Consider the following 19626-nt stretch of genomic DNA (forward strand, 5'->3'; position numbering starts at 1 on the left):
TGTGAAGGGCGGCGACGGGGACAGCTGGTACACCGCTCCGGCCTGCTTGCCGACCGCCGGGTTCCTCGCGGTCCGGGCGGGTGGCGACTCGGCTGGTACCCCGCTGACGGGCCCCGGCCGGGCGGCGGGTTGCCGGGGTGTGAGGTGGAGGGCGGCGAAGAGGAAATGTCGGCGGCCCTTGCGGTGGCGCTGTCGGCCGCCGGGCGGGTGGCCGGTGCCCCTCTTCCCCGCGATGCAGGGGGCGCCCTTGTTGATCTCGGGGAAAACGACGCTACCAGCGCGGTTTTAGCGTCGTTTTCCCCGAGATCATCGCGGAGGGGCAGGGGCCCCGAGGAGTCGTCCCGCTCTGGCCGTCGCTGCCCTTCACGGCGACCGAGCGCACACCCTGCGGCCGACAGCGCCGCGGCAAGAGCCGCCCGCGCTTCTTCGCCGCCGAAGGTCAGCGGGCGGGGAGCGGGACCCCGGTGTCCAGTTCGGCGCCCAGGAGGGGGCCGTCCAGGTGGCTCGGGCGGATCCGTACGCCGGTCACGCGTTCGGCCAGGGCCAGCACCGACGCCGACGGGTCGTCCGGCTCGCCGTTCGACAGGCCCACCGAGCCCATCTCCGCGTCCAGGGCGTCCGGGCGGGTGCCCCGGCGCAGGTGCGGCTCCCGGGCGTCGAAGAAGGTCCGCAGCACGCCGTCGGCCACCCAGCGGAACTCGTAGCGCCGGTCCAGCAGCACGCGCACCGACACCAGCTCGGTCTGGGCCGACAGCGCCCGGTAGCAGTCCGGACGGGTCGCCCGGCAGCCGGTCGGCTCCACCACGACCGCCCAGCCGTTGAGGGTCAGGGCGTGGGCCGTCGGCGGCGGGCCGTCCTCGCAGCACAGGCCCGCCTCCACGGCGTCGGCGAGGGGCAGGGAGCGCAGCCGCTCCTGCGGCGCCCCCAGGCGGCGCAGCGACTCGGTCTTGGTCAGACCGCGCACGTAGGACAGGCAGAACGCCTCGGCCAGGTCGGGCTGGGTCTCCTCGAGCCAGGCGTAGTCTGCCGCGCATGCGCCCATCGACATCTCCGTTCCCCGTGTGCGGGTGGTGCCGTCGCCGGATCCCTTCCCGGTGGGGGAGGGCTCCATAGAAGGGACGATGGGCGCATCGTGCCGAGTTCCCCGGCGGAACACCGGATACCGGGCCACGTCAGGCCACCGCCGCAAGGGCGCCAAAGGGCGCGCTGAGGCGCGCCGACCGGATCTTCTTCACCACGGCGTCCGAGCATACGACCCCTGGGAGGGTGTCGCCGCACGTGGCCGGGGGTCCGGGCCGTCATGTGCGACACAGTGCCGCCGTTGCGGGCCTCGAGGCCGCTCCTCCGCCGCGCGGCATCGGGCGTGGCGCGCGCTGCGGGGGCCTGCCGGACTCATCCGGGGGCGTCAGACGTGCTGACGATGCGGTGGCGCGACGTGCGCTATAGGCCCCCGGACCGCGGCGGAACGCGACACGGCGGGAGCATCGACAGGACGGCTTACCCAGGGCGGTGAGCGGACCTCACAGAGCCCGAATCGTGCCGGTGGGCTGCGTAACGTCTGAGCATCGACCCGGTCGCCGGACGGGAACCCCGGATGAGGGCTCCGATCCGCCGCACGGCGGATCGGAGCCCTCAGGCCGGGCCGTCCTAGTCCTCGTCCTTCTTCTCCCCGCCCTTGTCCGAGTCCTTGTCGTCCTTCTTGTCGTCCTTCCCCTTGTCCTCGTCCTTCTCGGGGTCGGACTCCTTGCCGCCGGACTCGCCGCCGCCCTTGTCGTCCTTCTTCTCGTCCTTGCCGCCCTTGTCCTCTTCGGGCGTGTCCGGTGCCCCGTCGAGGTAGCTCTCACCCGGCTCGGTCTCGCCCAGGAGCTGGGAGACCGTCACCATCGTGTAGCCCTTCTCGTCCAGGCCCTTCACGATCTCCGGAACGGCGTCGATGGTCGTGCCGTGGATGTCGTGCATCAGGATGATCGCGCCGGGTGCCGCGCCCTTGAGCGCGCGCTCGGCCACGATGGACGCGTTGCGGTCCTTCCAGTCGTTGGTGTCGACGTTCCAGATGATCTCCGCCAGCCCCAACTCCTTGGAGACCGCGGCGACGTCGTCGTCGGTCGCCCCGTACGGCGGGCGCATGAGCACGGGGCGCTCCCCGGTCTCCCTGGTCACGAGGCCTTGGACCTCGGTCAGCTCGTCGCGCACCTTGTCCTTGCTCACCGTGGTCAGGTCCGGGTGGCTCACCGTGTGGTTGGCGACCTCGTGCCCCTCGGCGTACTCCCGGCGCACGGTCCGCAGGTTCTCGCGCACCGGCCCGCCGGTCACGAAGAACGTGGCCTTGGCGTCGTATTCGGCCAGTGTGTCCAGCACCTCGGGGGTGCGCCCGCCGGGCCCGTCGTCGAACGTCAGGGCGATGCACTTGCTCTCGGGGTCCGAGCAGTCGACGCCGGAGGGCGCGTCCGGGGCGAGCCGCCCCGGCACCTGGGCGGCGCCACCGCCGTCCTTCGGCGTACCGGACTTCTCCAGCTCCAGGTCCGGCGTCACCTGCGTGGCGGTCTCCTGGGCCTGCCGCCCGAAGTCCGACAGCAGCGGCTCGGCGTCCTCGCGGGGCACCACCGCGTGCAGTGGGCCCTCAGAGGACGGCGCCACCTGGCCCTGGTCGAACTCGACCACGACGTCGCCGTCCGGGTTGAACCCGACCGAGTCGTACAGGCCGGCGATGGGGTAGAGCGCCTCCGGGTCCACCCCGCCGTCCTCCAGGCGCTTTTCGACGAGCTCGTTGAGCTCGTCCAGCCCCTTCTGCCCGTCCAGCAGCTCGGAGGAGTAGGCGGTGTGCGCCGTGGCGGTGTCGTACCAGTAGGTGGAGGTTCCGGTGTGCTCGCCGTCGGAGTTCTTCTCCTTCAGCGCCAGGCGCACCGCCAGGACGTCGGGGCCGGCGGCGCTCAGCGCGCCCTTCACGTCCAGCGACTCGGCCCCGGACACGGCCGCGCGGTAGTCGTCGGCCTTGTCCTCGACGATGGAGTCCAGCTCCTCGGCGAACGGCTCGGCGCCGGGGACCGTCGGGTAGGCGATCTCCACGTCGACGCCGCCCTCGTCCTCGGTGCGCTTCTCCTCGCCGAGGTCGGCGACGGTGTCCGGGGCGACCTTCGTGAGGGCGTCCGGCTCGCCCTCGGGGCGCTGGGGCTGCTCTTCATGCCCGTTCGCGTTCTCGCCGTCGCTGGGACTGCAGGCGCAGAGCAGCGCGGCGAGCGCCACCGGGACGGCGAGCGCGGCGCGTGCGGAAAGCGGTCGGGTTTCGGCTCGGGAGTGGCGGAGCAACGGCCTTCGACTTTCGCTTATATCGGGTGAAGCGGACACGACGGATGAATCATCGCACCCGGCGCGGCGCAAGGTTCGGAGTTTCGGTCACGGGAGGGGAAAACATCGGGACGGATCGTCCCATCGGACCGGGGGAGGGGGGAGTGGGGCGGACCCGGCCTCGGGGCCGGGGAAGGGTCCTGCCTATACTTCCAAACGCGGTCGGTACGCGCACGGTGAAACGCCGCGCGCGTCGAAAGAGGGAACCCGGTGCGAATCCGGGACTGCCCCGCAGCGGTGAGCGGGAACGAAAGCCGTCATGAGCACTGGACGCGCACGCGTCTGGGAAGCGGCGGCCGGTAGGTCCGGCCTCCTCCCCGGCAGGGAGGGGCCACGCCCGCGAGTCCGAATACCTGCCCTCCGCCCGCGGGCACGCCGTGCCCGCGGAGGTCCGCGAGCCCCGAGGGAGGGCGGCGGCCGGCGGGAGCGGCCCGTGCCCGGGCGGCCCCGCCGCGCGCTCTGCCTCGCCTCGCGGCCGCACGGCTGATCGACGAGGGAGAGACGACGCCAGTGACGACGACCGTCCACGGATACCCGCGCATCGGACCCGACCGGGAGCTCAAGCGCGCCTGCGAGGCCTACTGGGCCGGGCGCGGCGGCCCCGCCGACCTCGACGCGGTCGGGGCGCGCCTGCGCCGCGCCGCCTGGGAGGCCTACGCCGAGGCCGGGATCGACGAGATGCCGTCCAACACCTTCTCCTACTACGACCACATGCTGGACACGGCGGTGCTGTTCGGGGCCGTGCCCACCCGGTTCGGGCGCCCTGAGGAGGCCGAGGACCGCGGCGCCGAGCTGGACCGGTACTTCGCCATGGCGCGCGGTGTGCAGGACACCGCGCCGCTGGAGATGACGAAGTGGTTCGACACCAACTACCACTACCTGGTCCCCGAACTGTCCCCGCACACGGACCTGCGCCTGGCCGGGAACAAGCCCCTGGCCGAGTTCACCCAGGCCAAGGGGCTGGGATACCTCACCCGGCCGGTGGTCGTGGGCCCGGTGACCTTCCTGCTGCTCTCCAAGCCGGCCGCCGGCGCCCCCGACGGGTGGAGCCCGCTGGAGCTGCTCGACGGCCTGGTTCCGGCCTATGCCGAGCTGCTGCGCCGGCTGCGCGCCGCCGGGGCCGGGGACGTCCAGCTCGACGAGCCGGTCCTGGCCACCGACCGCGGCCGCGCCGCGGTGGCCGAGTTCGAGCGCGCCTACCGCGCCCTCGCCGACGAGCCGGAGCGCCCGCGGATCACCGTGGGCACCTACTTCGGCCCGATCGGCACCGAGGCCCTGGAGGCGTTCAAGCGCACCGGCGCCGAGCGGATCGCCCTGGACCTGGTGTCCGGGCCGGACACCGCCGGGGAGCTGGCCGCCGTCTCCGGCCTGGGCGATGCGGACCTGGTCGCCGGGGTGGTCGACGGGCGCAACGTCTGGCGCACCGACGTGCGCGCGGCGCTGTCCCGGCTGAGCACCCTCATGGGCCTGGCCCGCGAGGTGGTGGTGGGCACCTCCTGCTCGCTGCTGCACGTCCCGGTGGACCTGGACGCCGAGACCGGCATGGACCCGGCGCTGCGCGCCCGGCTGGCCTTCGCCCGGCAGAAGCTGGACGAGGTGGCGCTGCTCGGGCGCGCCCTGAAGGACCCCGAAGGGGTCGCGGCCGACCTGGAGCGCGCCCGCGCCGACCTGCCCGAGCCGGAGGGCTTCCGCAACGCCCAGGTGCGGGCCCGCCTGGAGTCCCTGGGCAAGGGCGGCGAGGAGCGCCTGCGTGAGGGCCGCTGGAACAGCGAGGGCGAGCCGCAGTACCTGCCCACCACCACGATCGGCTCGTTCCCGCAGACCGAGGAGATCCGCAAGGCGCGGGCCGAGCACCGCACCGGCGCCATCGGGGACCAGGAGTACGAGTCCCGGATGAGGGCGGAGATCGACAAGGTCATCGCCCTGCAGGAGGACATCGGCCTGGACGTGCTCGTGCACGGCGAGCCCGAGCGCAACGACATGGTGCAGTACTTCGCCGAGCGCCTGGGCGGGTACACCACCACCGCCAAGGGCTGGGTGCAGTCCTACGGGTCCCGGTGCGTCCGGCCGCCGATCCTCTTCGGCGACGTGCACCGCCCCGAGCCGATGACGGTGCCGTGGGCCAGGTACGCCCAGTCCCGCACCGACAAGCCGGTCAAGGGCATGCTCACCGGCCCGGTCACGATGCTCGCCTGGTCCTTCGTCCGCGACGACCAGCCGCTGGCCGACACCGCCCGCCAGGTGGCGCTGGCCCTGCGCGACGAGGTCGCCGACCTGGAGCGCGAGGGCATCCGGCACATCCAGGTGGACGAGGCGGCGCTGCGGGAGCTGCTGCCGCTGCGCGCCTCGGAGCGCCAGGCCTACCTGGACTGGGCCGTGGGGGCCTTCCGGCTGGCCACCTCGGGCGTGGGCGGGCGCACGCTGATCCACACCCACATGTGCTACTCGGAGTTCGGTGAGATCGTCGGGGCCATCGAGGCGCTGGGCGCGGACGTGACCAGCGTCGAGGCGGCGCGCTCGCACATGGAGCTGGTGGACGACCTGGACCGCTCCGGCTACCGCCGCGGCATCGGACCGGGCGTCTACGACATCCACTCCCCGCGGGTGCCCTCCGCCGACGAGATCGAGGCGGCGCTGCGCACCGCCCTGCGGGCCGTCGACCCCGAACGGCTGTGGGTCAACCCGGACTGCGGGCTGAAGACCCGCGGCTACCCGGAGATCGAGCCGGCGCTGCGGAACATGGTGGAGGCCGCGCGCCGGGTGCGCGCCGACCTCGCCGGCTGACCCGGGCGCCGGGAACGGAGACAGAGAGCGCGAGGGGGCGCGGGCCGTCGGCCCGCGCCCCCTTTCTCACGCCTGTGCGGTGCGCGCGTGCGCGCCGTGCGTGCCCCGGCTCAGGAGCCGACCACGCTCAGGGCCTCCTCGCCGATGCCGGGGACCACGTCCTTGACGTCGTCGTACTTGAGCGGCGGCGGGGTGTCCTCGTCGGCCTGGTAGCCCGGCGAGAGCATGTACTCGACCTCGATGTTGATGTTGCCCTGGCGGATCAGCAGCGTGGTGAGCGAGTCGTGGGTGTTGAGCACCTTCTGGGTGCCGAACACCATCGTCGCCTCATCACCGAGGTCGATGTTCTCGTCGACCTTGTCGACCTTGGTCTCGATGATCTCGGTGCTCTCCTCGGAGGCGCGCTCGACGTTGGACTGGAAGTCGTCCTTCGCTCCCTCGACCGAGTCCGAGCCGCCGTAGGGCACGTCGTAGGTGACCGTCAGGTTGCCGTACTCGTCGCCGTCGCCCTTGACCGACCACATGCAGTAGGAGGAGGTGTCGGTGAGCGACTTGCTGCCGTCGGAGGCGCCGATGTCGGCCAGCGTCCCCTCCGAGACCGAGGAGCAGGGGTCCTCGGGCAGCGCGTAGGGCGGCTCGCCCTGGGGGCCGCCGGCCTGGGTGCCCTCGGTCTCCTCCGACTCGGTGGGCTCGTCGGTGGCGCCCTGGGTGCTCTCACCGCCGCCCGGCTCGCCGCCGCCGCCGGCCGTGCCGCCGCCACCGCCGCCGTTGCGCAGCAGCATGAAGATCACCGCGATCACGAGGATCACGATGATGACGCCGCCGCCGATCACGATCCACAGGCCCGCGCTGCTCTTCTTCGGCGGCGGGTACCCGGGCGCGCCGCCGGGCCCGGGGGCGCCGGGGCCGGGAGGTCCGCCCGGACCAGGGCCGTACGGGGGATGGCCGCCGCCGTACATCTGCTGGTCGGGAGGGGCGTACTGCGGCCCGGAGCCCCCATAGGGGGGTTGGTAGCCGGGCTGCTGTCCGTAAGGTCCGTTTTCGCTCATGACTCCCCTCGCCACCTGCGTGACTGAAACGTTTCGTGAGACGCACGACGGCGCCCTCGCGGTTCCCCGTTCGGCGGGAAACGTGGAGCCGGGCGCCGATCGCGCCCGTCCACGGGCGTCCCTCCGCGTCTGGTCGGCAGGAGGCGGGCCCCGGGTTCGGCATCCTAGCGTTCGGCCTGCGTCCGGGGTGAGGGCGGGAGGGCGGATGGACCGCATCGTCACGGTTTCGTGGCGGATCCGTGCCTGGGGCGCCTCTGTCGGACTCCCCGATCGTTGCCGGAATGAGACCCGCGCGCCGTCGGGGGCGGCGTTACCGTGGCCCGGTGACCGACGGTGCTGACAGGAACGGCGGAGCGGACGTCCCGGACGTCCCCGGTGCCCCGGAGGACCCGGAGGCGGTCTCGGGCCCGACCCTCCCGCCCCGGCACGGCTTCTGGGCCTGGCTGGTGTTCATCCTGGCCGTCGGCGCGGTGCTGGCCCTGGCCGGCGGGTGCATGGCCTACATGTACCGCCCGCTCTTCGGCGGCTGACCGGCCGCACCGGGCGCGGGTCAGAACATGCTGATGTGCACGTGGTCGAAGTGGTTCTCGGTGATCGACCCGCGGTCCTCCATGTCCCGCCAGCCCTCGGAGCCGCGGCGCACGTCCCAGATCTGCTGGCGGTAGATGATGTACATGATGCCCAGCCGCTCGGCGTTGTCCTGGGCCCAGTGCGCGATGTCCCAGCCGTGGTCGATCATCTTCTGGGAGGGCATCTGCCCGTCCCCGTTGACCATGAAGTCGCAGGCGCGGCCCTTGGGGTGCTCGCCGACGACGTAGCCGCCGTCGGGCCGGTAGCACCCGTACCCGCCGTGCTTCCGGTTCTCGCCGAACTTCTCCAGCACGATGTCGCGCATCTGCCGGGTGCGCGGGGTGAGGCTGTCCGGCGGCCCCATCTCCTGCACGGGGTGGTCGGCGATGAGCTCCTGGACCTCCTCGCGGCGGCCCTCCAGCTCCTTGAGGTCCTCCTCGACCGCCTCGGCCTTCTCCTCGGCGTTGGCGCTCGCCTTCTCGTCGCGCTCGACCGCCTGCTGCAGCTCGTCGATGCGCGCCTGGTGGTTGCCGGACAGGTGGCCGATGAGCTGGGCCTGGTCGATCAGGAGCTGGGGGTCCTCCTCGACGAAGACGGTCAGTGAGGGGTCCAGGCCGGAAGAGGTGTACCCGGCGATGGCCAGCTGCCGCACCTTGTCCCGGGCCTCCTCGACCTCCTCGCGGGTGGAGTCGGCGCGCTCCTGCGCCTTCTCCGCGTCGTCGAAGACCGCCTCCATGTCGCGCAGCTCGCCGTTGTACTCGTCGCTGAGCGCGTCCGCCCGGTCCTGCAGCTCCTCAAGGCTCTCCGCGGGGGGCGGCACCGGGACGGCCGCGGCGGGGGACAGGGCGGCCGGGAGGGTGATCACCGCGGCGAGGGCGGTCGCCCCCAGGCGTGCGGCCCGGCGGCGGGCGGCGCCCTCGGAGGGGCACGGCGGGTCGGGGGCCCAGAAGTCGGCGTACGGGCCGCCGCCGGTCCTCTCGTCCTCCACGTCCACGGCCTCCTCGGCCCGATAGATCTGCGGTCCCTCGACCGCGCATACGCACAGAGACATTAAAGGGAGATTCGGGCGGACGCCAACGGAACGCCGGTTTGTGGTGAACGTAACGCCCCATTCGCCGGTTTCGTTCTCGTTTTCCATCGTCTGGTGTGGTTACGTGGGGGCGTGGATGTAACCGAGCACGCCAGTCCCGCCCTCCGCGCCGAGCCGCGCGGTCGTCGGCTGTGCCCCGCGTGGCACCGCCCGGCGGGCGGCTGTTGCCTGATGCCGGTCTGACATCCCGCTCCGCGACCGGGGCGCCGACGGGACTCGGTCCCCGGCGCCCAGCGCGTCGCCCTCTCTTCCCACACCTCCGGTGCCCCATGCTCTGACGTGGGCCCACGCGCGGGGGCCGCCGCGGCGGTGCCGGGCCGCCGACGGTCCGCGCCCCCGCCCGCCCCGGAGCCGTCCGCCCTCCCGACCGGAGGGCCGAACGTCGAGGAAACCCGTGATCGAAGCAGTGGACCTGCACAAGGTCTACCCCGTGAACAAGCGCAGGGTCGTCGCCCTGGACGGCGTCGACCTCTCCGTGGAGCAAGGGGAGGTCTACGGCGTCGTCGGCCAGAGCGGCGCGGGCAAGAGCACCCTGCTGCGCTGCGTGAACCTGCTGGAGCGCCCCACTTCGGGCCGCGTCGCCGTGGACGGGCGCGACCTCACCGCGCTGGGCTCGGCCGACCTGCGCCGCGCCCGCCGCCGCATCGGCATGGTGCACCAGCACTTCGCGCTGCTGTCCTCGCGCACGGTGGCCGGGAACATCGCCTTCCCGCTGGAGAACGCCGGGGTCCCGCGCCGCCGCCGCACCGCCCGCGTCGCCGAGCTGCTCGACCTGGTGGGCCTGGGCGACAAGGCCAAGGCCCACCCCGCCCAGCTTTCCGGCGGCCAGAAGCAGCGGGTCGGCATCGCCCGCGCCCTGGCCTCCGACCCGGCGGTGCTGCTCAGCGACGAGGCCACCTCCGCGCTCGACCCGGACACCACCGAGTCCATCCTGGAGCTGCTCCGCGACCTCAACCGCGAGCTGGGGCTGACCATCCTGCTGATCACGCACGAGATGGACGTGATCAAGCGGATCTGCGACTCGGCCGCGATCATGGAGTCCGGCGCCTTCCTGGAGTCCGGGAAGGTCCTCGACCTCATCGCCACCCCGGGCTCGCGGCTGGCCTCCTCGCTCTTCCCGCTGCCGCGCACCGACGCGCCCGACGCGGTCTCGGTCACCTACCCGCGCGCCTACGACGAGCCGCTGATGTCCGAGCTCACCCGCCGCTTCGGGGTGGACGTCAACATCCTGGCCGGGGCGGTCGAGCAGGTCGCCGGGACCTCCGTCGGGCGGCTGAACGTGCAGATCCAGGGGGAGCGCCGGGAGGGCGCGCTGCGCTTCCTCACCGACAAGGGCCTGCTGGTCCAGGAGGCGGGCCGATGATCGACTTCCTCACCGAGTTCGCCGCCCGCCTGCCCGGCATGCGGGAGACGCTCTACTACGGCACCCTCGACACCCTCTACATGGTGCTCTGGGCCACGGTGTTCAGCGTGCTGTTCGGGCTGCCGCTCGGGGTGCTGCTGGTGACCACCGAGCGCGGCGGCCTGACCCCCGCCCCCTGGCTCAAGCCGGTGCTGGGCGCGGTGGTCAACATCGGGCGCTCGCTCCCGTTCATCGTGCTCATGGTGGCGGTCCTGTCGCTGACCCGGCTGCTCACCGGCACCACCCTGGGCCCCACCGCCGCCATCGTCCCGCTGAGCATCGGCGCCGTGCCGTTCTTCGCCCGCCTGGTGGAGACCGCCGTGCGCGAGGTCGACCGGGGCGTGGTCGAGGCCGCGCACGCCATGGGCACGCGCAAGAGCGCCATCGTCGGCAAGGTCCTGCTGCCCGAGGCGCTGCCCGGCCTCGTCGCCGCGCTCGTGATGACCGTCGTCACGCTGGTCTCCTACTCGGCCATGGCCGGGGCGATCGGCGGGGGCGGCCTGGGCGACGTCGCCATCCGCGAGGGCTACCAGCGCTTCGACGACTACTACCTGTGGGCCACGGTGATCCTCCTGGTGGTCATCGTCCAGGCCGCGCAGACCATCGGCGACCTCGTCATCCGCCGGGTCTCCCACCGCTGAGCCCGGCCCGCGAACCGTATCCACCGACCGACACCGGCCCTTCCGCCGCGCCCGCGGCGCGGACGGCCACCCGACAGCGAGGAGCACCAAGGTGCGTAGGACTCTGGCGATCATCGGCGCGACGGCACTGGCGACCACCGCCGCCGCCTGCGGCGCCCCCAGCGAGCGCGCCGCCGAGGACGGGGGCGGCGACGGGGACGGCACCACCATCACCGTGGGCGCCACCCCGGTTCCGCACGCCGACGTCCTCACCTACATCCAGGAGAACCTGGCCGCGGACGCCGGACTGAACATCGAGGTCACCGAGTTCACCGACTACAACCAGCCCAACGCGGCGCTGGTCGAGGGGAGCCTGGACGCCAACTACTTCCAGACCGTGCCCTTCATGGAGGACTACCTCGAGGGGAACCCGGACGCCGACCTGACCTACGTGGGCGACGTCCACCTGGAGGCCTTCGGGCTGTACTCGCAGAAGGTCGGCGACGTGGCGGAGCTGGAGGACGGAGCGCAGGTCGGCGTCCCCAACGACGCCGCCAACATGGGGCGGGCGCTGAAGCTGCTGGAGGACCAGGGGCTGCTCACCCTCGCCGAGGACTCCGGGGACAACCCCTCCGAGGACGACATCGAGGACAACCCCAAGGGCCTGGACATCGTCCCGACCGAGGCGGCGCAGCTCCCGCGGTCGCTGCCGGACCTGGACGCGGCGGCGATCAACGGCAACTACGCCATCGAGGCGAAGGTGGCCGAGACCGCCGAGGCGCTGGCCTTCGAGGAGACCGAGGGCAACCCGTACGCCAACGGCCTGGTGGTGCGCTCGGAGGACGCCGACGACGAGGCGGTGGCCACGCTCGACGAGCTGCTGCACAGCGACGAGGTGAAGCGGTACATGGAGGAGCAGTGGGACGGGGTCGTCATCCCCGTCTCGGGCGACGGCGGGCAGGGCTGACCCTCCGGCCGGCCGGACCCCCGCCCGGCCGGGCCCACCGGGCCCGGCCGCGGCGGTCACGCTGCGCGGCGGCGTCCCCTGTATGGGAGCGCTCCCACGCCGGGGGGAAGGAGCGCCCGTTCCCGAAGCACCTGCGACGAGCGAGGCCGGACATGACCAGCACCCCGAACCGCGGAGGGCGCGCACGGCGCGCCGCCTCCGGAAGACCCACCTTCCGCACATCCCTCACCGCCGCTGCCGCCGGAGGCGCGATGCTGCTGGCCACCGCCTGCGGCGGCGGCGAGGGCTCCGACGGCGGCGAGGTCACCCTCACCATCGACACCTTCGGCGTGATGGGCTACGACGCCCTCCTCCAGCAGTTCGAGGAGGAGACCGGCATCGCGGTCGAGGAGCGCAACGTCACCGACCTCGCCGACTACACGCCGCAGCTGCAGCAGAACATCGCCGCCGGTTCGGGGGCCGGGGACGTGGTGGCCATCGAAGAGGCCAACATCGCCCAGTTCCTCTCCCAGCCCGACCGCTTCGTCGACCTCGCCGAGCACGGCGCCGAGGACCGGCAGGGCGACTTCCTCGAATGGAAGTGGGAGCAGGGCACCACCCCCGACGGCAAGATCGTCGGCCTGGGCACCGACATCGGCAGCATGGGCATGTGCTACGACACCGTCCTGTTCGACGAGGCGGGGCTGCCCACCGAGCGGGACGAGGTCTCCGAGCTCTGGTCCACCTGGGACGACTTCGTCTCCACCGGTGAGGAGTTCGCCGACGCCGAGACCGGGGCCTCGTTCGTGTCCACCATCCAGCCCTACTTCCGCGCGGTGATGTCGCAGAACGGCGGCGCCCCCTACCAGGACGAGGAGGGCGACCTCGTCCTGGAGTCCAACGACGACACCCGCGCGGCCTACGACACCGTCGTGGGCATGTCCGACCTGTCGGCGAACCTGCCCATCTGGTCGGAGGAGTGGAACGCCGGCATCCAGAACAACGCCTTCGCCACCCTGCCCTGCCCGTCCTGGATGCTCGGGCACATCGAGAACACCGCCGGCGACGGCGGCGCGGGCCGCTGGGACGTGGCCGCCGTGCCCGGCGGGGGCGGCAACTGGGGCGGCTCCTTCCTCGCCGTCCCCGAGCAGAGCGAGCACCCCGAGGAGGCCGCGCAGCTCGCCCAGTTCCTGACCAGCGTCGAGGGCCACCTGGGCGCCTGGGAGGAGGCCAACACGCTGCCCTCCACCGTCGAGGCGCTGGAGTCGGAGGAGGTCACCGGGTTCACCCGGCCCTACTTCAACGACGCCCCGGTCGGCGAGATCTACGCGACCACCGCGATGGAGCTGGAGCCCGTCTACTACGGCCCCGACACCCAGGCCATCGACGACGCGTTCCGCGCCGCACTGGAGTCGGTCGAGCAGGGCCAGGCCGACGCCGACGAGGGCTGGGACACCGCCGTCTCCGAGGCGGAGCGGGCCGCGGGGTGAGACGCCTGACCCGTCTGCGCGCCGCGGCGGACACGAAGGGGGCGCCGTACCTGTTCATCGCCCCCTTCTTCCTCCTCTTCGGCGTCTTCGGACTGTTCCCGCTGCTGTACACCGCCTGGGTGTCGCTGCACGACTGGAGCCTGATCGGCGGCAACGAGGGGTTCGCCGGGCTGGACAACTACGCCCGCCTGCTCTCCGACGAGAAGTTCTGGAACGCCCTGGTCAACACGCTGGGCATCTTCGCGGTCGCGGTGGTGCCCCAGCTGATGCTGGCGCTGCTGCTCGCCGACACCCTCAACCGCGCCATCCGCGGCCGGAGCCTGTTCCGGATGGCGCTCATCATCCCCTACGTCACCTCGATCGCCGCGATGGCGATCGTCTTCTCCACCCTGTTCGGAACCGAGTTCGGGCTGATCAACCAGCTCCTCGGGACGGTGGGCATCGAACCGGTCAACTGGCGCGGCGGCCGCTTCTCCTCCTGGGCCGCCATCGCGGTGATGATCGACTGGCGGTGGGTCGGCTACAACACGCTGATCTACCTGGCCGCCATGCAGGCCGTCCCGCGCGACCTGTACGAGGCGGCGGACCTGGACGGCGCGTCCCGGATGCGCCAGTTCTTCCAGATCACCATCCCGATGCTGCGCCCGACCATCCTGTTCACCGTCATCGTCTCCACCATCGGCCAGATGCAGCTCTTCACCGAGCCCGCCGTGTTCGACACCGGCGGCGCCATGCAGGGCGGCACGCAGGGCCAGTTCCAGACCGTGATGATGCTCGTCTTCCAGGAGGCGTTCCGCTACGGCGACTACGGCTACGGCGCCGCCATCTCCTGGGTGCTGTTCTGGATCATCGTCGTGCTGGGCGCGGTCAACGCCCTGCTGGCCCGGACCATCAAGGGGGCGCCGTGACCAGCCCGTCCGCGACCGCACCGCACGCGCCCCGGCCCACACGGCCCCGCCGCCCCGGCCAGGGGCCGCTCCAGCGGCGGCTGCGCGCGCTGCGCCAGGCGGCACCGCTCACCTACGCGGGGCTGCTGCTGGCGGTGTTCGTGTCGGTCTTCCCGCTGTGGTGGATGTTCGTCATCGCCACCCGCACCACCGACGCGGCGTCCCGCTTCCCCCCGGTGCTGCTGCCGGGGGACCGGTTCGACGACAACGTGGCCCGGCTGTTCGGGGAGGCCTCGGCCAACTTCGGGACCGGCCTGCTCAACTCGTTCATCTCCGCGGGCACCGTCTCCGTCTCCGTCGTGCTCTTCTGCTCGATGGCCGGGTTCGCCCTGGCCAAGCTCCGCTTCAAGGGGCGCACCTTCTTCACCGTGGCCGTGGTGCTCACCATGGCGGTCCCGGTGCAGGTGGGCATCGTCCCGCTGCTGGTGCTCATGGAGTGGCTGGGCTGGCGCGGCGAACTGCAGGCGGTGATCGTTCCGTTCCTGGTCAGCGGCTTCGGCGTGTTCATGATGCGCCAGTACGTCTCCCAGGGCGTGCCCGACGAGCTGCTGGAGGCCGCCCGCATCGACGGCTGCAGCACCTTCCGCACCTACTGGAGCGTGGTGCTGCCCGCGCTGCGCCCGGCGATGACCGTGCTCGGCCTGCTCACCTTCATGACCGTGTGGAACGAGTACGTGTGGGCCATCGCGGTGCTCACCCCCGACAACCCGACCGTCCAGTTCTCCATCAACCAGCTGCAGGAGTCGGCCTACGCCCGCGACTTCGCGCTCATGTTCACCGGCGCGACGCTGGCGACCCTGCCCCTGCTGATCCTGTTCGTCCTGCTCGGCCGCCAGCTCGTCGGCCGCATCATGGAAGGTGCCATCAAGGCGTGACCGCTTCGACGCAGACCCAGCAGACCCCGCACGCCGCAGCCCGCCCGTCCGAGGGCCCGGACACGGCCCCGGACGCGATGCCCGAGGGCTTCGTCTGGGGGGCCTCCACCTCGTCGTTCCAGATCGAGGGCGCCACCGGTGCCGACGGGCGCGGCTCCAGCATCTGGGACGACTTCTGCGCCCGCCCCGGCGCGGTGCTCGGCGGCGACACCGGCGAGCCCGGGGCCGACCACTACCGGAGGATGGACGAGGACATCGCCCTGATGCGGGAGCTGGGGCTGGGCGCCTACCGGTTCTCCATCTCCTGGCCGCGCGTGCAGCCCGGCGGGAGCGGCGCGGCCAACCGGGCCGGGGTCGACTTCTACGACCGGCTCACCGACGCCCTGCTGGAGGCGGGCGTCACCCCCTGGCCCACGCTCTACCACTGGGACCTGCCCTCGGAGCTGGAGGAGGCCGGCGGGTGGCCGGCCCGGGACACCGCCCTGCGGTTCGCCGAGTACGCGGCCCTGATGGGCGAGGCGCTGGGCGACCGGATCGGGCACTGGACCACCCTCAACGAGCCGTGGTGCTCGGCGTTCCTCGGCTACGCCGCCGGGATCCACGCCCCCGGGCGCACCGATCCCGCCGCGTCCCTGGCCGCCGCCCACCACCTGATGCTCGGGCACGGGCTGGCCGCGCGCGAGCTGCGCCGCGTGTGCGGAGCGCAGGTGGGCATCGTGCTCAACCCCGGCGAACTGGTGGCGCACCGCCCCGTCCCCGACGACATCGACGCCGCCCGGCGCGTCGACGGGGTGCGCAACCGGGTGTTCACCGGCCCGCTGCTGCGCGGCGCCTACCCCGCCGACGTCCTGGAGGACCTGGCCCCCATCAGCGACTTCTCCTTCGTCGCCGACGGCGACCTGGAGGCCATCGCCCAGCCGCTCGACTTCATCGGGGTGAACTACTACTCGGCCGAGCGGGTCGCGGCGGACCGGGAGGCCGCCGGGGGCGCCGCGCAGGACGCCGGGGCCGAACCGGACCCCGCCCTGGTGGGCACCGCCCCGGCGGTGAACCTGCCGCGAGGGGAGGGGCGCACCGGCATGGACTGGGGGATCGACCCGCGCGGCATGTACGGGGTGCTCACCCGGATGGCCGCCGAGGCCCCCGGCACCGACCTGTACGTCACCGAGAACGGCGCCGCCTACCCCGACGAGGTCGGGGCCGACGGGCGGGTGCGCGACCGCGACCGGGTGGCGTACCTGCGCGACCACCTGCTGGCGGTGCGCGCGGCGGAGCGCGCCGGGGCGCCGGTCAAGGGGTACTTCGCCTGGTCGCTGTTGGACAACTTCGAGTGGGCGTGGGGATACTCCCAGCGGTTCGGACTGGTGCACGTGGACTTCGCGACCCAGCGCCGGACCGTCAAGGACAGCGGCCGCTGGTACGCGGCGGCCGCGGCGGCGGGCGCGGTGCCCGGCGCGGGGGCCGCGGAGGGGTGAACGATGGGTGAGGAGCGCAGGCCGACCCTGGAGATGGTGGCGCGACGCGCCGGGGTCGGCCGGGGGACGGTGTCCCGTGTGATCAACGGGTCGAGCCGGGTCAGCCCGGACACCCGCGAGGCGGTGCGCGCCGCCATCGCCGAACTGGGGTACGTGCCCAACCGGGCCGCCCGGGCGCTGGTCACCCGCCGCACCGACACCGTCGCCCTCGTCGTCTCCGAGCCCGAGGCACGCCTGTTCGACCAGCCGTTCTTCGCCGGGATCGTGCGCGGGGTCAGCGCGGTGCTGACCGACCGCGGCCTGCAGCTGCTGCTGGCCACCGCGCGCACCGGCGGCGACCACGAGCGGCTCGGCGACTACCTGAGCGGCGGGCACGTGGACGGGGTGCTGCTCGTGTCGCTGCACACCGACGACCCGCTGCCGGACCGGCTGGCGGGGGCGGGGGTGCCGGTCGTCCTGGGCGGGCGGCCGCTGTACCCGCCCCGGCACCCGGTGCACTACGTGGACATCGACAACGTCGGCGGGGCGGCCTCGGCCACCCGCAGGCTGATCGGGGCCGGTCGGCGGCGCATCGCCACGGTGGCGGGGCCCGCCGACATGGCGGCCGGGCAGGACCGGCTCCGGGGGCACCGGGAGGCGCTCGCGGAGGCGGGCCTGCCGGACCCGCCGGAGCTGACCGTGCACGGCGACTTCAGCCACGAGGGCGGCGCCCGTGCCATGCGGGAGCTGCTGGAGGCGGCGCCGGACCTGGACGCGGTGTTCGCGGCGTCCGACGACATGGCGCTGGGCGTGCTGCGGACCCTGCGGGAGGCGGGTAGGAGGGTGCCCGAGGACGTGGCGCTGGTCGGGTACGACGACACCGCCGCGGCAGCGCACACCGACCCGCCGCTGACGACGGTGCACCAGCCCACCGAGAGGATGGGGGGAGAGATGGCGCGGCTGCTGGCCGACACGGCCATCGCCGAGGGGCCGGACGCCAAGCCGCAGGCGGTGGTGCTGGACACCCGGCTGGTGGTGCGCGCGTCCGGATGAGCGGCACGACGGGGCGCGGCCGGCCGATCGCGACGGCGTGCCCCGTCGCCGACGAGGCCCGTACCCCGCGGTCCGCGGACCGCGGACCGCGATCTGTGAACGGTGCTCCGTGAACCGCGCCCCGCAGTCCGCACGGCCGTCGGAGAGGGGCCGAAAAGGGGCCCACATGCTGCCTGCGCGGGGTCCACACGGGGGCGATGTCGGGCTTGCGCGGGGCCTGCGCAGGGTCGGTACCGACCGGACCGGATGGGATCGGCCCCTCTGGACTGGCGGTGAGCCGCTGTGCAACGCTGAACACGCTCCCGCGCAGAGGACGGGAGAGGCACGCCGCAGGGCAGGAGCGGTGCGGCGCAGCCGACGGAATCCTTGCGGGGGGACGGGCTATGGCGGTTCGGCCTGAGCACTCTCCGGGCCGGCTCCCGCGCTCGGAGTGCGCCATCGAGCGCTGCCGGTGGTGTGCGCGCGAAGGGTCGGCCTGCCGCTTCTGCGCGGGGACGGGGACGTGGAGCGCCGAGCGCCCGCTCGCCGACGGTGGTGTCGTGGAGTGGACCGCCGTGCAGGAACCGTGCCGCATGTGTGCGGGCACCGGCAAGGAGCACAACCCGCCGGGCGAGCCGCCGGAGGCACCCCTACGCCGCCCCGGCCCGGCCGGATGCTGAAGCGGTGCGCCCTGTGACCTGATGGTGCGCCTGCACGAGGCGGTGGGGCGACGCTGAGGCCGTGCGCCCTTCGACCTGACTGAGCGCCGGCGCCGACGCGGTCCGGCCACACACTGAAGGACTGCTCCTCCGGCCCGATGATCCCGCCTGCGCGAGGCGGTGACACCGGATGCCGGATCGCTGCCCCTTCGGCTTGACGATGCGCCTGCGTGCGGCGGTGGCGCCGGATGCGGAATCGCTGCCCCTTCGGCCTGGTGATGTGCCTGCGCGATGCGCAGTGCCACCTTCGCCACGTGCAGGACTACCGCTGCGCGGGGCGGTGGGGGCGCCGCTCCGTGGAGCGATAGGTTCGTCCGTGCGGCGCGCCGGGCGCCGCTGCCGCGACGACCACGGGGGACATGTGCGCTGGGTGAGCTACCTTCCGCCGACGGGCGGTTCCGAGCGGGCCGGAGCGATCGACGACGGGTGCGTCTTCGGGCACCCCGGCGGCCGGGAGCTGGCCGGTCTGCTGGACGCCGATACCGAGGCGGTGCAGGCCGCGCACCATGAGGCGCTGGAGCACCCCTCCGAGATCATCGTCGAGTTCGAGACCCGGCTGTGCGCCCCGTTGCGGCCGACGGGACCGGTGCCGGTCGCGGTGTCCGGAACTCCGCAGACCGAGGGCATGGTCGACGCCGCCCTGGTGCGCGGCACCGACGACGGCGCCCCGATGCCTGAAGGGGCGCGGACGCTCACGGCCATGCTCGGCGCGGCGGCGCTCGTAGGGGAGTCCGGGCGGCTGCTCGGCTTTACGGCGGCCTGCCTGTGGCGCGCCGACGACGGCCGGACGGTGGCCCTGAGCACGGGCCCGGTTCTGGTCACCCCGGAGGAGCTCGCCAAAGGCGGGACGGTGGAGATCGAGGCCGAGGTCGACGGCGAACAGGTCACCCGCGCGCAGGTCGCGCTGCCGGGGTCGGGGTCGGTAGAGCACCGACCCGGCATGGCGGTGCTCCTCGCGCCCGAGACCCGCCCCCTGGAGGAGGGGGAGGAGCTCAACGTGGACGCGGGCGAGCTGGGAACCTTCGAGATCCGCGTCGGCGCTCAGGCATAGTGATCAGGGCACGGGGTCCGGGCCCCCGATGACGGCCGGGTCTTTGCGGCGCGAGCGCGCGGCGGCTGGGCTGGTTCCCCGCTGACGGGCCCTGGCCGGGCGGCGGGTTTCCGGGGTGTGAGGTGGATGGCGGCGACGAAGGTCGGCGCCCCTACCTGCGGGTCGGTCGGCTGCCGGGTGTGTGCGTGGTCGTGGTGGATGGCGGCGACGGCGGAAGCGGGGCGGTTCCCCGGGCCTGCTCGCCGGGCGCCG

15 protein-coding genes and 1 riboswitch are annotated in these 19626 nt (G+C 73.1%); of the genes, 11 read left to right on the forward strand and 4 right to left on the reverse strand.

Going from position 1 to position 19626, the window contains the following annotated elements:
- Positions 1-439: 439 nt before the first annotated feature.
- Together O4U47_RS01250 and O4U47_RS01255 are read right to left on the reverse strand one after the other, a co-directional pair.
- Positions 440-1111: a DUF6461 domain-containing protein gene (locus tag O4U47_RS01250; protein ID WP_270675251.1), complete on the reverse strand. Its 672-nt coding sequence runs from the start codon at positions 1109-1111 to the stop codon at positions 440-442.
- A gap of 536 nt (positions 1112-1647) precedes the next feature.
- A complete protein-coding gene (locus tag O4U47_RS01255) occupies positions 1648-3243 on the reverse strand; it encodes a polysaccharide deacetylase family protein (RefSeq protein ID WP_270675253.1) in 1596 nt (531 codons plus the stop codon).
- A 248-nt stretch (positions 3244-3491) separates the two neighbouring features.
- A riboswitch (cobalamin riboswitch) is annotated at positions 3492-3720 on the forward strand.
- Between the two features lie 135 nt (positions 3721-3855).
- Here O4U47_RS01255 and metE point away from each other — a divergent pair.
- Positions 3856-6129, forward strand: coding sequence for a 5-methyltetrahydropteroyltriglutamate--homocysteine S-methyltransferase (gene metE / locus O4U47_RS01260; protein WP_270675254.1), 2274 nt, complete (start codon positions 3856-3858; stop codon positions 6127-6129).
- Positions 6130-6239: 110 nt separating this feature from the next.
- Here metE and O4U47_RS01265 read toward each other — a convergent pair whose 3' ends face one another.
- A complete protein-coding gene (locus O4U47_RS01265) occupies positions 6240-7178 on the reverse strand; it encodes a DUF3558 domain-containing protein (protein ID WP_270675259.1) in 939 nt (312 codons plus the stop codon).
- A 323-nt stretch (positions 7179-7501) separates the two neighbouring features.
- Between O4U47_RS01265 and O4U47_RS01270 the strand changes: the two genes are divergently transcribed.
- Complete coding sequence (locus tag O4U47_RS01270) at positions 7502-7708, forward strand: hypothetical protein (RefSeq protein ID WP_270675261.1); 207 nt, start codon at positions 7502-7504, stop codon at positions 7706-7708.
- Positions 7709-7728: 20 nt separating this feature from the next.
- Here O4U47_RS01270 and O4U47_RS01275 read toward each other — a convergent pair whose 3' ends face one another.
- Entirely contained in the window at positions 7729-8742 is a 1014-nt protein-coding gene (locus O4U47_RS01275) for a coiled-coil domain-containing protein (RefSeq protein WP_270675302.1), read from the reverse strand.
- A gap of 502 nt (positions 8743-9244) precedes the next feature.
- On the opposite strand from O4U47_RS01275, the gene O4U47_RS01280 reads away from it, so the two are divergent.
- The 9 genes from O4U47_RS01280 (at position 9245) to O4U47_RS01325 (ending at position 19374) form a co-directional block, all read left to right on the forward strand.
- A complete protein-coding gene (locus O4U47_RS01280; RefSeq protein WP_270675304.1) occupies positions 9245-10201 on the forward strand; it encodes a methionine ABC transporter ATP-binding protein in 957 nt (318 codons plus the stop codon).
- A complete protein-coding gene (locus tag O4U47_RS01285; protein WP_270675262.1) occupies positions 10198-10881 on the forward strand; it encodes a methionine ABC transporter permease in 684 nt (227 codons plus the stop codon). The genes O4U47_RS01280 and O4U47_RS01285 overlap by 4 nt, the downstream gene beginning before the upstream one ends.
- Before the next feature lie 91 nt (positions 10882-10972).
- Positions 10973-11827, forward strand: coding sequence for a MetQ/NlpA family ABC transporter substrate-binding protein (locus O4U47_RS01290; RefSeq protein ID WP_270675263.1), 855 nt, complete (start codon positions 10973-10975; stop codon positions 11825-11827).
- 152 nt (positions 11828-11979) lie between these two features.
- Positions 11980-13296: an extracellular solute-binding protein gene (locus O4U47_RS01295; RefSeq protein WP_270675265.1), complete on the forward strand. Its 1317-nt coding sequence runs from the start codon at positions 11980-11982 to the stop codon at positions 13294-13296.
- Positions 13293-14204, forward strand: coding sequence for a carbohydrate ABC transporter permease (locus tag O4U47_RS01300; protein ID WP_270675266.1), 912 nt, complete (start codon positions 13293-13295; stop codon positions 14202-14204). The genes O4U47_RS01295 and O4U47_RS01300 overlap by 4 nt, the downstream gene beginning before the upstream one ends.
- Complete coding sequence (locus tag O4U47_RS01305) at positions 14201-15118, forward strand: carbohydrate ABC transporter permease (protein WP_270675269.1); 918 nt, start codon at positions 14201-14203, stop codon at positions 15116-15118. The genes O4U47_RS01300 and O4U47_RS01305 overlap by 4 nt, the downstream gene beginning before the upstream one ends.
- 77 nt (positions 15119-15195) lie before the next feature.
- On the forward strand, positions 15196-16593 hold the full coding sequence (locus O4U47_RS01310) for a GH1 family beta-glucosidase (protein WP_270675306.1): 1398 nt from the start codon (positions 15196-15198) through the stop codon (positions 16591-16593).
- Between the two features lie 3 nt (positions 16594-16596).
- Positions 16597-17625: a LacI family DNA-binding transcriptional regulator gene (locus tag O4U47_RS01315; protein WP_270675270.1), complete on the forward strand. Its 1029-nt coding sequence runs from the start codon at positions 16597-16599 to the stop codon at positions 17623-17625.
- 1068 nt (positions 17626-18693) lie between these two features.
- Positions 18694-19374: a hypothetical protein gene (locus O4U47_RS01325; RefSeq protein WP_270675273.1), complete on the forward strand. Its 681-nt coding sequence runs from the start codon at positions 18694-18696 to the stop codon at positions 19372-19374.
- The last annotated feature ends 252 nt before the right edge of the window (positions 19375-19626 follow it).

This window comes from Nocardiopsis suaedae (assembly GCF_027706745.1).
GTDB lineage: Bacteria > Actinomycetota > Actinomycetes > Streptosporangiales > Streptosporangiaceae > Nocardiopsis_A > Nocardiopsis_A suaedae.

Excerpts from the sequence above, each read along its gene's own strand:
- O4U47_RS01250 (WP_270675251.1), bottom strand. The coding sequence starts at position 1,111 with ATGGAGCCCTCCCCCACCGGGAAGGGATCCGGCGACGGCACCACCCGC.
- O4U47_RS01265 (WP_270675259.1), bottom strand. The coding sequence starts at position 7,178 with ATGAGCGAAAACGGACCTTACGGACAGCAGCCCGGCTACCAACCCCCC.
- O4U47_RS01285 (WP_270675262.1), top strand. The coding sequence starts at position 10,198 with ATGATCGACTTCCTCACCGAGTTCGCCGCCCGCCTGCCCGGCATGCGG.
- O4U47_RS01295 (WP_270675265.1), top strand. The coding sequence starts at position 11,980 with ATGACCAGCACCCCGAACCGCGGAGGGCGCGCACGGCGCGCCGCCTCC.
- O4U47_RS01310 (WP_270675306.1), top strand. The coding sequence starts at position 15,196 with ATGCCCGAGGGCTTCGTCTGGGGGGCCTCCACCTCGTCGTTCCAGATC.
- O4U47_RS01315 (WP_270675270.1), top strand. The coding sequence starts at position 16,597 with ATGGGTGAGGAGCGCAGGCCGACCCTGGAGATGGTGGCGCGACGCGCC.